13 protein-coding genes and 1 tRNA gene are annotated in these 15,008 nt (G+C 54.0%); 4 read left to right on the top strand and 10 right to left on the bottom strand.

Annotation, left to right across the window (positions count from 1 at the left end; genetic code table 11):
• Positions 1-3: 3 nt before the first annotated feature.
• On the top strand, positions 4-930 hold the full coding sequence (locus tag R2X38_RS17740; protein WP_317523667.1) for an ABC transporter ATP-binding protein: 927 nt from the start codon (positions 4-6) through the stop codon (positions 928-930).
• Positions 927-1,697, top strand: coding sequence for an ABC transporter permease (locus tag R2X38_RS17735; protein ID WP_317523666.1), 771 nt, complete (start codon positions 927-929; stop codon positions 1,695-1,697). The genes R2X38_RS17740 and R2X38_RS17735 overlap by 4 nt, the downstream gene beginning before the upstream one ends.
• An 82-nt stretch (positions 1,698-1,779) precedes the next feature.
• On the opposite strand, the gene panC is transcribed toward R2X38_RS17735, so the two are convergent.
• The 8 genes from panC to thpR all read right to left on the bottom strand — a co-directional run bounded on the left by panC (position 1,780) and on the right by thpR (position 8,400).
• Entirely contained in the window at positions 1,780-2,658 is an 879-nt protein-coding gene (panC, locus tag R2X38_RS17730) for a pantoate--beta-alanine ligase (RefSeq protein WP_317523665.1), read from the bottom strand.
• Positions 2,659-2,667: 9 nt separating this feature from the next.
• Positions 2,668-3,462, bottom strand: a complete 795-nt coding sequence (panB, locus tag R2X38_RS17725) for a 3-methyl-2-oxobutanoate hydroxymethyltransferase (protein WP_317523664.1) — start codon at positions 3,460-3,462, stop codon at positions 2,668-2,670.
• A gap of 28 nt (positions 3,463-3,490) precedes the next feature.
• Entirely contained in the window at positions 3,491-3,976 is a 486-nt protein-coding gene (gene folK / locus R2X38_RS17720) for a 2-amino-4-hydroxy-6-hydroxymethyldihydropteridine diphosphokinase (RefSeq protein WP_317523663.1), read from the bottom strand.
• The gene (gene pcnB / locus R2X38_RS17715) at positions 3,973-5,346 is read right to left on the bottom strand and encodes a polynucleotide adenylyltransferase PcnB (protein WP_411185486.1); all 1,374 of its coding nucleotides are present in this window, start codon (positions 5,344-5,346) and stop codon (positions 3,973-3,975) included. The genes folK and pcnB overlap by 4 nt, the downstream gene beginning before the upstream one ends.
• 214 nt (positions 5,347-5,560) lie before the next feature.
• Entirely contained in the window at positions 5,561-6,454 is an 894-nt protein-coding gene (gene gluQRS, locus R2X38_RS17710) for a tRNA glutamyl-Q(34) synthetase GluQRS (protein WP_317523659.1), read from the bottom strand.
• 71 nt (positions 6,455-6,525) lie between these two features.
• Complete coding sequence (dksA, locus tag R2X38_RS17705) at positions 6,526-6,975, bottom strand: RNA polymerase-binding protein DksA (protein ID WP_107301166.1); 450 nt, start codon at positions 6,973-6,975, stop codon at positions 6,526-6,528.
• 136 nt (positions 6,976-7,111) lie between these two features.
• On the bottom strand, positions 7,112-7,825 hold the full coding sequence (sfsA, locus tag R2X38_RS17700; protein ID WP_317523658.1) for a DNA/RNA nuclease SfsA: 714 nt from the start codon (positions 7,823-7,825) through the stop codon (positions 7,112-7,114).
• 23 nt (positions 7,826-7,848) lie between these two features.
• Complete coding sequence (thpR, locus tag R2X38_RS17695) at positions 7,849-8,400, bottom strand: RNA 2',3'-cyclic phosphodiesterase (protein WP_317523657.1); 552 nt, start codon at positions 8,398-8,400, stop codon at positions 7,849-7,851.
• 58 nt (positions 8,401-8,458) lie between these two features.
• Between thpR and hrpB the strand changes: the two genes are divergently transcribed.
• Both hrpB and mrcB read left to right on the top strand, forming a co-directional pair.
• The gene (hrpB, locus tag R2X38_RS17690) at positions 8,459-10,939 is read left to right on the top strand and encodes an ATP-dependent helicase HrpB (RefSeq protein WP_317523656.1); all 2,481 of its coding nucleotides are present in this window, start codon (positions 8,459-8,461) and stop codon (positions 10,937-10,939) included.
• Positions 10,940-10,954: 15 nt separating this feature from the next.
• Positions 10,955-13,453, top strand: coding sequence for a penicillin-binding protein 1B (gene mrcB, locus R2X38_RS17685; RefSeq protein ID WP_317523655.1), 2,499 nt, complete (start codon positions 10,955-10,957; stop codon positions 13,451-13,453).
• A gap of 82 nt (positions 13,454-13,535) precedes the next feature.
• Here mrcB and R2X38_RS17680 read toward each other — a convergent pair whose 3' ends face one another.
• Positions 13,536-14,792: an HD-GYP domain-containing protein gene (locus tag R2X38_RS17680; protein WP_317523654.1), complete on the bottom strand. Its 1,257-nt coding sequence runs from the start codon at positions 14,790-14,792 to the stop codon at positions 13,536-13,538.
• A 140-nt stretch (positions 14,793-14,932) separates the two neighbouring features.
• A tRNA-Thr gene (locus R2X38_RS17675) sits at positions 14,933-15,008 on the bottom strand.

The following is a 15,008-nucleotide window of genomic DNA, read 5'->3' as shown; positions in this document are numbered from 1 at the left end:
TTTATGAACGCTTTGGAAATAAAAAATTTAAACAAAACCTATAAAGGTGGCGTTAATGCACTGAAAAATATGAGCCTATGTGTTAAGGACGGTGACTTTTTCGCGCTCTTAGGCCCAAACGGTGCTGGTAAATCAACCACAATTGGCATTATTAGCTCGCTGGTTAACAAAAGCTCGGGCGAGGTGAAGGTGTTCGGCTATGATCTGGATACCCAGTTGGTCGAGGCCAAAAAACAGCTGGGGCTGGTGCCGCAGGAATTCAATTTCAACCAGTTCGAGACCGTCGAGCAGATCGTGATCAACCAGGCTGGTTACTATGGGGTTGAGAAGGAGCTGGCGAAGGAGAGGGCGAAAAAGTACCTGTCCCAGCTGGACTTGTGGGGCAAGCGCAAAGAGCGTGCTCGTAACCTTTCGGGGGGGATGAAGCGACGCCTGATGATTGCCCGTGCGCTGATGCACGAGCCGCGCCTGCTGATCCTCGATGAGCCAACGGCTGGGGTGGATATCGAGCTGCGTCGCTCGATGTGGGATTTCCTGCGTGAAATCAACCGCCAAGGGGTGACGATTATCCTGACCACCCACTACCTCGAAGAAGCAGAGATGCTGTGCCGCAACATCGGTATCATCAATCACGGTGAGCTTATCGAGAACACCTCGATGAAAGCGCTGCTGGGTAAGCTAGAGGTTGAAACCTTTATCCTGGATGTCAAATTGAACGGCAACAAACCCGAGCTGGAAGGTATCAATTGGAAACTGCCGGATAACCATACCCTTGAGGTTGATATCAACAAAGGGGATAGTCTCAATCATGTGTTCAGTTTGCTGACAGAGCAGGGGATCGATGTTATCTCAATGCGCAACAAGGCAAACCGGCTAGAAGAATTGTTCGTGACGCTGGTAGCCAACAGCAAGCAAGGAGTCCAATCATGAATCGGCAGTACTGGATAGCCTTCAAAAGCCTTATCACCAAAGAAGTGAACCGCTTTGCCCGGATCTGGGTGCAGACCATGGTGCCGCCGGCAATTACCATGACTTTGTATTTTGTGATCTTCGGAAGCTTGATCGGCAGCCGGATCGGCGAGATGGGCGGCTTCAGCTACATGGAATACATTGTGCCTGGTCTGATCATGATGTCGGTGATCACCAACTCATACTCCAATGTGGCGTCGTCGTTCTTCAGTGCCAAGTTCCAGCACAACATCGAAGAGTTGCTGGTGGCACCGGTGCCGAACTACATCATCATTGCCGGCTTTGTCGGCGGCGGGGTACTGCGTGGCCTCGGTGTTGGTGTGATTGTCTCGGTGGTTTCCCTGCTGTTTGTCGATTTGCAGATCGCCCACATCGGCGTCATTGTCGCTACCGTATTGATGACCTCTGTGGTGTTCTCGCTAGGCGGTTTGATCAATGCTGTCTTTGCCAAGACGTTTGATGATATCAGCATTATCCCGACCTTCGTGTTGACGCCGCTGACCTACCTTGGCGGGGTGTTCTACTCACTGAGCTTGCTGCCGGAGTTCTGGCAGGGCGTGTCGAAACTGAACCCGATAGTCTACATGGTTAATGCGTTCCGCTACGGCTTCCTCGGTGTGTCGGATGTCGGCATTGGTACGTCGTTTGCAGTATTGGGTGTGTTCACTGTCATCTTGTATAGCATCTGCTACTACTTGATTTCCCGCGGTATTGGCCTGCGCTCTTAACGTTTAGCCTATAGAAGAATCTAAGCTTTAGATATAAAAAATCCCGGCCAAAGCCGGGATTTTTTTATCTCTAAACAGCTGCTTATTCTTCTGTCGCCGAGGCTGTTGCCGTGCTCAGCTCAACTACCTGGTTGTCGATTAGGCGGGCTTTGCCGAGGAAGGCGGACATCAGGATCACTGCCTGTTGTGTCTCTTCGCTGACAGGCTGCAGGCTGACAGCATCGCGGATGTAGATTTCATCCGGTTGTAGGCCTGCGGCTCGCAGCTGGTCGTTGGCATCGACCACGATCTCGGCGTAGTCGGTGCGGCCGCCGCGCATCTGGCTGCTGATCCAGCGCATGGTGCGGGCCAAGACTGGCGCACGCTGGCGCTCATCGACAGTCAGGTAACCGTTGCGTGAGCTCATGGCCAGGCCGTCCATTTCGCGGACAGTGGCAACGCCGACTACTTCGATATCCATCGCAAGGTCGATCACCATCTGGCGGATCAGGGCTAGCTGCTGGTAGTCTTTTTCGCCAAAGCAGGCGATATCCGGCTGAACAATGTTGAACAGCTTGGTCACAATCGTCGAAACGCCTCGGAAATGACTTGGACGCAGGGCACCTTCAAGCATGGTCGATAGGCCAGGGACTTCAACGAAAGTCTGGCGATCCAGACCTTCCGGATACATGATGTCCGGAGTCGGGGTGAAGACCAGCTCCACGCCTTCGTTGTTCAGCTTGGCCAGATCTTCTTCCAGAGTACGCGGGTAGTTGTCGAGATCGTCTGCTTTGTCGAACTGCATCGGATTGACAAAAATGCTAACCACGACCACATCTGCCATTTCACGGGCCTTGCGGACCAGTGTCAAGTGGCCTTCATGCAGGTTTCCCATGGTCGGAACGAAAGCAATCCGACGGCCTTCACGGCGCCAGCTTCGGATCTGCTCACGGATCTGGGCAATCTCGGCGAATGTTTGCATTTTTATTCCTTATTCAAAGGTATGTTCTGGGCCCGGGAAGGTTCCGGCCTCGACATCTTCTAGGTATTTGGTGACGGCTGCGCGCATCTCGCCGGTTTCTGCCAGGTAGTTCTTGGAGAAACGGGGCATGTAGTTGGCTGAGATCCCGAACATATCGTGCATGACCAGGATCTGGCCATCGGTGACATTACCTGCACCGATACCGATCACCGGTACTTCAACGGCTTTGGTGATACGCTCTGCCAGGCTGGCTGGTACGCACTCCAGCAAGATGATTTGTGCTCCCGCGTTTTTCAGCAGGATAGCATCTTTTACCATCTGCTCAGCGTGGTCGGAGTCACGTCCTTGCACTTTATAGCCGCCAAAAATATTGACAGATTGAGGGGTTAGCCCCAAATGGGCACATACAGGTACAGCGCGTTCGGTCAGTTTGGTCACGGTTTCTGCCAACCAGGCACCGCCCTCGAGCTTCACCATGTTGGCACCGGCACGCATTAGCGTTGCGGCATTCTCACAAGCCTGTTCAGGCGTGGCGTAGCTCATAAATGGCATGTCGGCCATTAGCAGTGAGTTCGGGCTACCGGCACGAACCGCGCGGGTATGGTAGGCGATATCTTCCACCGCTACCGGCAGGGTATCAGGCTTGCCTTGCAGTACCATGCCCAGCGAGTCGCCAACCAGCATGACTGGTACGCCTTGCTGTTCGAACAGCTGGGAAAAGCTGGCATCGTAAGCGGTAACCGAGGCAAATTTACGACCTTCCTGCTTCCATTTCATCAGGTCGTTGATAGTGATCTTTTTCATGTGTTCTCCCTTTAATCCTGAGAAACGGTTACTGAGTCCAGATGCTCAGCCCGTTGCGGTCTACCTGCTCCAGCAGTGATTTCAGCTGAGTGTGGTCGGGCAGTACCAGTTCAGGGGCAATCTCCGCGAGTGGGTAAAGCACGAACTCGCGGACTTTCATTCCGTAATGCGGCACGGTCAGGCGCTCGCAGTGGTGTTCAAGGTCGCCGTACAGCACGATATCGAGATCCAGGGTACGCGGTCCCCAGCGCTCAGCCTTGCGGACCCGGCCATGCTCTTGCTCGATGGACTGGGTGCAGTCAAGCAGGGCCAGCGGGCTAAGCTCGGTCTCGACAGCGATGACGGCATTAATGTAGTCAGGTTGGTCCTGCGGCCCCATCGGGGTGCTGCTGTAGAGCGATGATACGGCAACCACCTTGAGATCGGGGTGCTGCTTGAGCACCTCGATCGCGCTTTTGGACTGGGCAACAGGATCGGCAAGGTTACTGCCGATAGCAATATAGGCTAGGGTCATGACGATTTAGCCTGTGGCTTTTTGCGACGCTGCTGCGGGCGACGGCGGCGGCGACGAGGAGATCCGGAGCCACCTTCGTTGATTTGCTGCACCATCTTGCTGCGCTGGTTGCGGTCACCGTGCTGGAAGCTATCCCACCATTGGGCGAGCTCAGCAATATCCTCGCTTTCGAAATTGCCACGCATCTCCAAGAAATCGAAGGCGGCGCGGAATTTCGGGTGCTCCATCATCTTGAAGGCGCGTTTACCGCTGCGGCGGTTGAAGCGAGTCTGCTGTTGCCAGATATCACGGATAGTGGTGGTAAAGCGGCGCGGAATGGCAATCGTCTTGACCTGCTCGTCGAGGATATCATTGGCCGCGACCATGAAGGCATCGTAGTAGGTCAGGCCGCTGGCAAAGGCGACTTCTTCTGCACGGGTTACCAATGGGTACCATAGCATAGCGGCAAACATAAAGGCCGGGTTCACACGCTTGCCGTCGGCGATACGCTTGTCGGTGGCCGACAGGATATGCTCGATCATTCGCTCGGTCTGGCTGCTGTGATCTTCGGTGAAGTGCTCGGCCAGCAGCGGGAACAGTTGCTGGAACAAGTTGTACTCGCGCAGCAGTTTATAAGTCGCTACACCATCACCAGATTGCAGTAGTTTAAGGCTTTCCTCAAACAGGCGGGCAGCAGGAATATCCTGCAGCAGAGTCGACAGCGGCTTGATCGGGTCCGCGGTCGCCGGTTCGATATCCATATCCAGCTTGGCGGCAAAGCGCACAGCTCGCAGCATGCGCACTGGGTCTTCGCGGTAGCGGGTTTCCGGATCGCCGATCAGGCGGACAATACGGTTGTCGAGATCTTCCACCCCGTTGACGTAATCGGCAACGGTGAAATCTTTGATGCTGTAGTACAGTGCATTAATGGTGAAGTCACGGCGCTCGGCATCTTCTTCGATGCTGCCATAGACATTGTCACGCAGTAGCATGCCTTCCTGGCTCTGGGCCGAGACATTCTTCTTGTCTTTGATGCTCGGCTTGGCGTCAGAGTGATGGCCGCGGAAGGTGGCAACCTCAATGACGTCCCTGCCAAACAGGATGTGGGCAAGGCGGAAACGGCGGCCGATCAGGCGGCAGTTGCGGAACAGCTGCTTGATTTCTTCCGGCGTGGCGTTGGTGGCAATGTCGAAGTCTTTGGGCTGTTTGTCCAAAAGGAGATCGCGAACACCACCACCGACCAGATATGCGTCATATCCGGCTTTATTTAGGCGGTAAAGGACTTTCAGCGCATTCTCGCTGATATCTTTACGTGAAATACCGTGCTCTTGGCGCTGATAAATTTGCAAGGCGAGTTCCTCATGGTCGAGATCACTTGCGTCTCGATTCAGTACCTTACGGCAAAAGCTGGCGACTCGATTAAAGATAATACACCTCATTCATGTGGTTCGGATTCAACAAACAGCCGCATATCATATATCACAGCAGGCCATTTTAGAATCCTAGCGCTTGTTTCCCTCGCATTTTGGCAGCAATTTGCGGGCATATCGGGGGCAGCAAGGCAGTTAACGTTTAGCTGGGCAACAATACTGCAGAGACTTGGTTTCAACCGTGTGAAGGGTCGAAAGTAATGGCTGTGGTTGCCGGCAGGTTAGCTATCTGCCAGTGGGCAATCCCCCAGCACAAAATCTCGCGGGTTGTCGAGCTTGCCAGATCTATTGGTGGCTGCAAGCCCAAGAATCGCATCGCTTCTACCAGTGCCGGCCTTGGGTTGGCTTTGTCGATGGCCGGAGCATGGTTCTGCTTGGAAAGCTTGTTGCCGTTCTCGGTCACCGCCAGCGGCAAGTGCAGGTAACTGACCTCCGGTTGGCCGAGCAGGCGGTAGAGCCCAATTTGGCGGCCGGTCGGCTCAATCAAATCTGCGCCGCGGACAACCTCGGTAACCCCTTGTTCGATATCATCCAGTACTACAGCCAGATTATAGGCGAACAGGCCATCGCGGCGGCGGATAATGAAATCCTCTTCAGCCAGCGGGGCCGGGATACTGATATGGCCATGCAGCAGGTCATCGAAGGCAAATACGGGTGCATCCACCTTGAGTCGGATGGCATTGCCAGCAGCCTCGAGTTGCTTGTCGCGGCAGTGACCCGGATAGAAGCCTCCGGCTTGCTTGATTTGCTTACGGGTACATTGGCAGTAATAGGCCTGTTGGCTATCTAGCCACGTATTAATCTGGGCCTGGTAAGCGTCGTGACGCTGGCTTTGGTACATGATCCCACCATCCCATTCGAGGCCATAGGCTTCGAGGGTGCGTAGGATATCATCCGCAGCACCGGGCATTTCCCGTGGCGGATCCAGATCTTCCATCCGTACTAGCCAAGTGCCTTGTTTGGCTCTGGCCTGCAAATAACTACCCAAGGCAGCAACCAGCGAGCCAAAGTGCAATGGGCCTGACGGGGATGGGGCGAAACGGCCGATATAGTGTTTGTTTGTACTCATAAGAAAATCAATTAAAACGAAAAAGGGAGCTAGCGCTCCCTCTTGACTATCATGGTGCTGTACGAATCGTACTAGCCTGCCATCTGTTTTTCTTTGATTTCAGCCAGCGTCTTACAGTCGATACATAGGTCGGCTGTTGGACGGGCTTCCAGACGGCGGATACCAATCTCGATACCGCAAGATTCACAGAAACCGAAGTCATCATCTTCAATACGCTGAAGGGTCTTCTCGATTTTCTTGATCAATTTACGTTCGCGGTCGCGGTTACGAAGCTCTAGGCTGAACTCTTCTTCCTGAGCGGCGCGGTCAACGGGATCTGGGAAGTTGGCTGCTTCGTCCTGCATGTGGTTTACAGTACGATCAACTTCTTCGCGTAGCTGGTTGCGCCAAGCACCAAGAATCTTACGGAAGTGCTCTAGCTGAGCTTCACCCATGTATTCTTCGCCAGCCTTTTCCTGGTAAGGTTCAACCCCAGCAATAGCCAGGATGCCTAGCGATTTTTTAACGTTGCTCTCTGGCATATAGCATCTCCTAATATACCTAATAACCGTCACTGGTTAAATTTGGGCGGTATCTATAGCAGAAAGGGAGTGGTGTGGCAATTGCTGCATATATTCAATTTTATACCAATGTGAAGAAAGCATCACTTTGCGGTACTTACTGGTTGAATTTTATGCGATGCGCGAGGTAGAGTTCCGTTGGGTTCAATACCGCCTTGTAACAAAGGATCTCTACGCCAGCCCGCTCTGCTTGTTGTATTAATGAAAAGTAGTCCGGGTCTATATGGTGTGCCGCAGATACTTTTTCAATCCCCGAATGTAAAATTGCGAAAAAAAGTATGGCACGTTCACCGTTTTGTGCCACCTCGATTAATTCTCGCAGGTGCTTCTGCCCCCGGGTGGTCACCGCGTCTGGGAAATAACCCTGCCCTTCCTTTGCTTGATCCAGCAGAGTGACACTCTTTACTTCAATATAGCAATCAGGTTTTGATTCGTCTTGTAATAAAACATCTATCCTGCTGTTTTCACTACCATACTTAACTTCGGTACGAAGTGATGAATAGCCTGTCAATTCTGTGATGGCATTCTTGTTAATGGCCTCAACCACCAGCCGGTTTGCCTGTGCCGTGTTGACGCAGATGGCGTGTCCTTCCTGGGTTTGCGAAAGCTCCCAGCTATGCGGATATTTTCGTTTTGGGTTATCAGAGGTTGAATACCACACCGTATTGCCCGGCTCGGCGCACCCTGTCATGGCGCCGGTATTGGCACAGTGGATGGTAGTGGTTGAGCCGTCGGGCAAGGTGATATCGGCGAGAAACCGCTTGTAGCGTTTGATGAGGGTGGCTGATTGCAGTGGCGGGTTGAACTTCATGCCTTGTCCTTTGATTGTTCTTGCTATGTATTGCCGAGGGGCCACTTGCCAAGCTGGATGTATTGCACGCCTTGGCGGCCGTTATGGCTGACTGGTTTTGAAATATACAGGCCAAAGTGGTTGAAGTGAAAATCTATTTTGCCAAGCGGCGGCAGTTGCTCGGGACGCCTTGCGACTGATTTGGCAAGAGTGATATGGGGCTTGTAGGGGCGTGATTCCTGATCCAGGCCGCATTCTATAGCGAGGGACTTGAGTTGCTGTGCCAGTGTCAGCAAAGCCTGCGGAGGGTGCTCTGGAGCCAACCAGATGACCTTGCTGCGCTTCCAGTAGCCCAATGTATCTAACTTCAGGGAGAAAGCTCGTGGTGCCGCTAGTTGCTCGGCTGCTGCCACGACGCTCGCGGCCTGCTCGTCAGTGACCATGCCGAGGAATGCGAGGGTGATATGGAGATTGTCGGTGGCAACCGAACGGCCGAACTGGCCGCATTGTGAAGAAAGCCGGGCGAGACGCTGGAAGTCTTCGCTGCTGCGGTTGGGCGATAAGGCAAAGAACAGGCGCTGTTTTTTCTCTTTCATAAGATTAAGTAAGCTACAATGGCCAAGCCTAAATTGAATATGACACAAGGTGTTCCCATTGTCACAGCTGCCTATTGATGATGTGCTTCCAGCACTGCTGACCCAACTTGATGCCCGTGCGCAACTGATCCTCAAAGCCCCTCCCGGAGCCGGTAAATCAACTCGTTTGCCTTTGGTATTGCTACAGCAGGGGGCAGTAGCCGGCAAGATAGTAATGCTGGAGCCCCGTCGCTTGGCGGCAAGGAATATTGCCCGCTACCTGGCTTCTCAGCTCGGTGAGCAAGTGGGGGATACCGTGGGTCTGCGGGTGAGGGGGGAGACCCGCGCTAGCAGCAAGACCAAGCTGGAAATTGTCACCGAGGGCGTGATGACCAGGATGCTGCAGCAAGATCCGGAGCTGACTGGCATTGATCTGCTGATCTTCGATGAATTCCATGAGCGCAGTATTCATGCCGATACCTCGCTGGCTCTGGCGTTGGAGGTACAGGAAGCGCTGCGTGACGATCTCAAGCTGCTGGTGATGTCGGCGACACTGGATGAAGATGCCCTGACGGGGCTGTTGCCAGAGGCTGGCTATATTGAGTCGGAAGGCCGTAGTTTCCCGGTTGAGTTACGCTACAAAAAGCTGGCGGAAAATACCCACCTTATTGACGCGACAGCAAAGGAGATTTCAACCCTGCTGTCTTCGGAGCCTGGCTCGATGCTGGTCTTCTTGCCGGGCGCTGGGGAGATCCGCCGTTTGGCAGAGCAACTTGAAGGCCTTCTTGGTGATGATGTACTAGTGTGCCCGCTCTATGGCCAGCTTACCGGTAGTCAGCAACAGCAAGCCATTACGCCAGCACCCAAAGGCAAGCGCAAGGTGGTGCTGGCCACCAACATTGCCGAGACCAGTTTGACCATCGAGGGGATCCGGATGGTGGTGGATTGCGGTCTGGAGCGTATCGCCCTGTGGGATCCGAAAACTGGGATCAGCCGACTGGAGTCGGTGCGTATTGCTCGCTCATCTGCCGAGCAGCGGGCAGGTCGTGCCGGCCGCTTGGAGCCGGGGATCTGCCTGCGATTGTACAGCGAAGAAATGTTGGCGCGTCAGCCTGCCACGCCTCAGCCAGAGATTTTGCGGGCAGACCTCACTTCGCTGGCGATGGAATTGGCCCAATGGGGCTGCCAGTCTGCCACTGAGCTGCATTGGCTGGATTTGCCGCCCGTACCAGCTCTGAAACAAGCTCATGCGCTACTGGTCGCTCTGGGAGCAATGGATGAGGGCGGCAGGATGACCGAAATGGGCGGCGCAATACAAAAACTCGGTGTCGAGCCCCGCCATGCCGCAATGTTACTGTTGGCCAAACAGCACGGTGAGAAGGCGATGAGTACCGCTGCGCTGTTGGTTGCTTTGCTGGAAGAGCCGCCTCGGGGGAATAACAACCCTGATTTGCAGTTCCAGCTCAACTTGGTGGAAAGTGGCAAGCAATCACGGAGCAGGGCTTACCTGCAGCGGGCGTCGCAGCATTTGGCTAAATTGGGAAATAACAAGTCAGGTGCAAACAAGACCGCTATCAAAGTGGCGGGTGAATGGGTTGCTCCTTTGCTGGCGGCAGGCTTTCCGGACCGTATCGCCTTGTCTCGTGGTAAAGATAGCCGATATCAGCTCGCTAATGGTCAGGGGGCAATGATGATGCCTGATGAGCCGTTGGCAGATGAAGAATTACTGGTGGTGGCCGATATCGTCAAGACCCGCCAGGGGGACAGCCGGATCTTCTCTGCGGTACCAGCCCAACTCGCGGAACTGCAAGACAAACTGCCGCATCTTTTCGTCTGGCGTGAATGGCTCGACTGGGATGACAAGAAAGGTCGACTGACCGCAGAGAAGCACTTGTGCTGTGGCAAGTTGGTCGTTGAACGTCAGTTGATGGGCGAGCCGGACTCGGCCAAGGCCAGCGAAGCCCTGCTCAATGCCGTCCAGCGCAAGGGGCTGGGTGTTTTGCCATGGAGCAAGGCCGCCGAGGGGCTGCTCAATCGTGCCCGCTGTGCTGCCGAATGGTTGCCAGAGCTGGATTTGCCTGCAATGGACGATGAGGCCTTGCTGGCGGCTGCGGATGAATGGCTGTTGCCTTACATGAACGGGATGAAAACTCTCAAGGCTCTTGAACGTATAGATCTGGTGGCAGCACTGGAAGCTCGCTTGGGCTGGGATAAAAAGCAGCAGCTCGATAAGGCGTTGCCGACCCATTACAGTGTACCGACAGGCTCGCGCTATGCCATTCGCTACCAGCCCGGGCAGTACCCTGTGCTGGCGGTAAAATTGCAGGAAATGTTTGGTGAGAAAGCCTCGCCGATGATTGCCAATGGCAAGGTGGCGGTGGTGCTGGAGTTGTTGTCGCCTGCTCAGAGACCATTGCAGATCACCCGCGACTTGGCGGCTTTTTGGCAGGGATCTTACCGTGAGGTGCAAAAAGAGATGAAAGGGCGTTACCCTAAACACCCGTGGCCGGATGATCCAGCGAACCATGAGCCGACCAAAAAAACTAAAAAATACATGTAGAAATAGAAGATCATGATGACAGAGCAAGTAATGCGCTCGGTGGTGCGGGCAGCTCAAAAACAGGCTGCTAAAAATCAGCCCTCTAAACAACAGGTTCCGAAAAAGCCCGCTGCGGACAAGGACGGTACCAAGAAACCGGTGCGCAAGCGCAAACCGGCGGCAGCCAGCAAGGCCAAGGCACCAGCCAAGAAGCGCCCGGCCAAATCGACCCGTAGCCGCAAGAAGAGTCCGAAAGGGAAACGGCAGGGCCTGCCGGGCTGGTTCAAGTGGCTGCTTGGCTTTGGCCTGAAGTTATCTGTTGCCGTACTTGCGGTGCTGCTGGTGGTCGGCATATACCTCGATAATATTGTTCGTGACCGTTTTGACGGCCAGCTATGGAATTTGCCAGCGGTTGTCTATGGCCGGGTGCTGGATCTGCAACCGGGACAGGCGATCACCTTAGAGGAAGTCCGCCGTGAGCTGGATATCTTGCAGTACCACAAGGTACGAACCCCGCAGCGTAACGGTGAGTATTCTTCGTCATCGACACGTATCGAGCTGATCCGCCGCCCGTTTGATTTTGTCGATGGCTTCGAGGGTGCCCGACATATCATGCTGACCTTTGATAGCAATGAGCTCAAGAGCATTCAGGAGGCTGGCTCCAAGCGACAGCTGGGTTACTTGCGGATTGAACCCAAGATGCTCGGGATGCTGGAAACCGGAGAGAGCGAGCAGCGCTTGTTCCTGCCGCGTGAGCAGTTCCCTGAGGTGCTGGTCGATGCCTTGCTGGTTACCGAAGACCGGGACTTCTATCATCATGAGGGTGTCTCGCCTCTGGCGATTGCCCGCGCTATGGTGGTTAACCTCAAGGCGGGCAGGACTGTGCAGGGGGGCAGTACCCTGACCCAGCAGCTTGCCAAGAATATGTTCCTCTCTCGTGAACGCTCGCTGTGGCGTAAGATCCGGGAGGCTTACATTGCCATTATTATCGATTACCGCTACAGCAAAGATCAGATCCTCGAAGCCTACCTCAATGAGATTTATCTCGGTCAAAATGGCGGCAAGGAAGTTCATGGTTTTGGCCTTGGCGCCAGATTGTATTTCGGACGTCCGCTGCAGGAGCTTAGAATCGACCAACAGGCCTTGCTGGTGGCAATGGCCAAAGGCCCCTCCTACTACAACCCATGGCGTAACCCTGAGCGTGCCAAGCAGCGCCGCGACTTAGTACTGAGACTGATGATGGATAGCGGGATCCTATCCGGTGCGGATTATGAGCTGGCCGCCTCTAGGCCGTTGGACATCCAGTCCCGGCCAATGATTGCGCGCCGCCAGCCAGCCTATTTCCAGCAGTTGCGTCGTGAATTACAGCAGCGGGTAGGCAATAACTACACATCGGGTGTTGGTTTGAGAGTTTTCAGTACCTTAGATCCCCTGTCGCAGAAAGAGGCTGAAGAAGCGGTTGTCAGCATGGTGCCCAAGCTCCAGCAGAAAGCTGGTGTCGGGCTTGAAACCGCCTTGGTGGCTGCCGATCGCAGAACGGGTGAGATCCGGGCGATGATTGGTGGCAGCAATCCGGGCTATGCCGGTTTCAACCGCGCACTGGATGCCAGCCGACAGATCGGCTCTTTGGTCAAGCCGGCGGTGTATCTGGCTGCATTGCGCCACCCAGAGACCTTTTCTCTGGCCACTACGGTTGAAGATAAGCCAATTATGCTCAGTGGCAGCAAAGGGAAAAACTGGCAGCCACGTAACTACGATCGCAAGTTCCGGGGGGAAGTGCCGCTCTATTTCGCGCTGGCCAAGTCGCTAAACGTCCCAACGGTCAACCTAGGAATGCAGGTGGGGCTCAACGAGGTGATTGATACCATGGTCGATCTGGGGGTGGATCGTGGCGAAGTGCCTAAGCTGCCTTCTATCCTGTTAGGCGCTTTCACCCTGACGCCATTTGAAGTGACCCAGATGTACCAGTCGGTTGCCAGCGGTGGGCTCAAGGCCGACCTAACGGCATTAAGGGCCGTTGTAGACCAACAGGGCAACCAGCTTTACCGATGGATACCAAGGGCCAGCCAGGCGGTACCGGAGCAGGCTGCATGGCTAACCACATACGGCATGAAGAATGTGGTCTCGCAGGGGACGGCACGTTTTCTTCAGCCGCAGTTTGGTTGGGCGGCCTTGGCCGGTAAAACGGGCACCACCGATAAAAACCGCGACAGCTGGTATGTCGGTGCTGATGGCCGTGAAGTCGTGACTGTCTGGGTTGGTCGGGATGACAATAAACCGGTTAACCTGACGGGCTCTGCCGGTGCGCTGCGTTTGTATGGTGATTACCTCAAACGACGTCAGCCCGAGCGCTTGGCGCTGCCATGGCCGCAGAAGCTGACGACGGCCAAGTTCAGCCAGATGCCCAACGGCACCCTGGTGAGGGATTGCGCAGGGCAGCATTCTCTGCCGATGTGGGATCAGGACGGTGTGGTCAAAGGCTACTGTGACGGTAGCAAACCGGCAGGCTGGATCAAAGAGATGTTCAGCTGGTAAGCCTATTGGCAGATATCGTTAAACCCAAACGCCCCTGTTACGGATTTCCGTGACAGGGGCGTTTTGTATTTTGGAAGAAAAACTAGTCATCAGGATCGAAGTAGAAAGAGATCCTGCTGCGGGGATTGAGGTAAGCATGGACTTTGTCCGGCAGCTTGCTTGGATGGATAACCTGCTCGATGCGCAGGTGGCTCTCTTCCAAGTCAATGATCGGTGCTTCGTTTGAAGGCACGGTTGGATCATAGAGCAAGATATTGGGTGTCAGCAGGCTTTCCGAATTGACCGATATCACCAGCCCCAGTTGTTGGTTGGAAAGTTGGACCACGCTGCCCGGAGGGTAGACACCAAGCAGACGGATGAGTAGCGCCAGATAATCCTTGTTGTATTGCTCTTTCTTGTGCTTGAACAAGTATGAGAGGGCGCTATAGGGGATTCGCGCTTTGGCCGGGTCTTGCGGGTGGCAGAGATTATCGTAGGCATTGACTACAGATACCAGCTGAGCCTTGGGATCGATTTGCTCTGCTTTGAGCTGTTTGGGGTAGCCGCTACCGTCAAGCAGCTCATGGTGCTGGCTAAGGATAGGTTTAGCTTGCTTGGGAAAGCTGTCTGATAAATCTGCCAAATCAACACTGTATTTTGGGTGGAGTTTTAAATAGTTCTCTTCTGGTTCGGTGAGCGGCGTGGTCTTGCGAATAATGGCGGTCGGTACTTTGATTTTGCCCATGTCATGGAACAGGGCGCCGATAGCGATAGTCTTGATGTCCTGCCCAGCCATACCACTGGAGCGGGCCAGCATCATCGCCATGATAGCGACATTGAGCGAATGACTGTAGATATCTTCATTGTCGCTACCCTCGTTCATCAGGTGGAGGGCGACATTGTCAGACTCAAGCAGGGCGTCGACCATCTCCTCGACCAGCAGTTCAGCCTCTTTTACGGCGGTTACCGGGCGGCTCTTTATTTTTCCAACAATCGAGCGCAGCTGTGCCATTGAGCGGGAGAAGTTCTTCTCACAACGTTGCAGTTTGCGTTTGTAGTTCTTTAGCTTCTCTATACGGCCTTGTTTTTCTTGCCATAGTTTTTCAGCTTGCTGGTCTAGAAAACGGCTTTCATGCTCACTGATGGCCTCTAAGGTATTGTCAGGATCAAGAGGTTGGGTATCACTCTTTTCCGGAATGACAAAGACATGCTTTATCCCGAGGTTTTTTATCAGCCTGATTTGCTGGCTATCTTTGATTTTGAAATGGTTCAGCAGAAAAGGGTGATCAGTCCATTGCACTGGCAGCTTGATATACAGGCCTTCGGTTAAGCGCTCTACAGAAAGTTTGATACTGGCCATGACGTCCGTGCAACGTGTTGAAAACAGAGTGCAATTCTACCTAACTGAGTATATTTCCCCAATATGACTAATGTTGCGTAATGTTCTGGAGGCTTACAACAGGCGAAAAAAAACCTCATCAAAGATGAGGTTTCAAAGGATGGTGCCGACTACCGGAATCGAACTGGTGACCTACTGATTACAAGTCAGTTGCTCTACCTACTGAGCTAAGTCGGC

It is taken from the genome of Photobacterium rosenbergii (assembly GCF_033022775.1).
GTDB lineage: Bacteria > Pseudomonadota > Gammaproteobacteria > Enterobacterales > Vibrionaceae > Photobacterium > Photobacterium rosenbergii_A.
Note: the sequence above shows the minus strand (reverse complement) of the source record. Positions and strands in the feature narration are given on the sequence as shown.

Excerpts from the sequence above, each read along its gene's own strand:
- R2X38_RS17735 (WP_317523666.1), top strand. The coding sequence starts at position 927 with ATGAATCGGCAGTACTGGATAGCCTTCAAAAGCCTTATCACCAAAGAA.
- R2X38_RS17680 (WP_317523654.1), bottom strand. The coding sequence starts at position 14,792 with ATGGCCAGTATCAAACTTTCTGTAGAGCGCTTAACCGAAGGCCTGTAT.
- mrcB (WP_317523655.1), top strand. The coding sequence starts at position 10,955 with ATGACAGAGCAAGTAATGCGCTCGGTGGTGCGGGCAGCTCAAAAACAG.
- panC (WP_317523665.1), bottom strand. The coding sequence starts at position 2,658 with ATGCAAACATTCGCCGAGATTGCCCAGATCCGTGAGCAGATCCGAAGC.
- gluQRS (WP_317523659.1), bottom strand. The coding sequence starts at position 6,454 with ATGAGTACAAACAAACACTATATCGGCCGTTTCGCCCCATCCCCGTCA.
- thpR (WP_317523657.1), bottom strand. The coding sequence starts at position 8,400 with ATGAAAGAGAAAAAACAGCGCCTGTTCTTTGCCTTATCGCCCAACCGC.
- panB (WP_317523664.1), bottom strand. The coding sequence starts at position 3,462 with ATGAAAAAGATCACTATCAACGACCTGATGAAATGGAAGCAGGAAGGT.
- R2X38_RS17740 (WP_317523667.1), top strand. The coding sequence starts at position 4 with ATGAACGCTTTGGAAATAAAAAATTTAAACAAAACCTATAAAGGTGGC.
- folK (WP_317523663.1), bottom strand. The coding sequence starts at position 3,976 with ATGACCCTAGCCTATATTGCTATCGGCAGTAACCTTGCCGATCCTGTT.
- sfsA (WP_317523658.1), bottom strand. The coding sequence starts at position 7,825 with ATGAAGTTCAACCCGCCACTGCAATCAGCCACCCTCATCAAACGCTAC.
- dksA (WP_107301166.1), bottom strand. The coding sequence starts at position 6,975 with ATGCCAGAGAGCAACGTTAAAAAATCGCTAGGCATCCTGGCTATTGCT.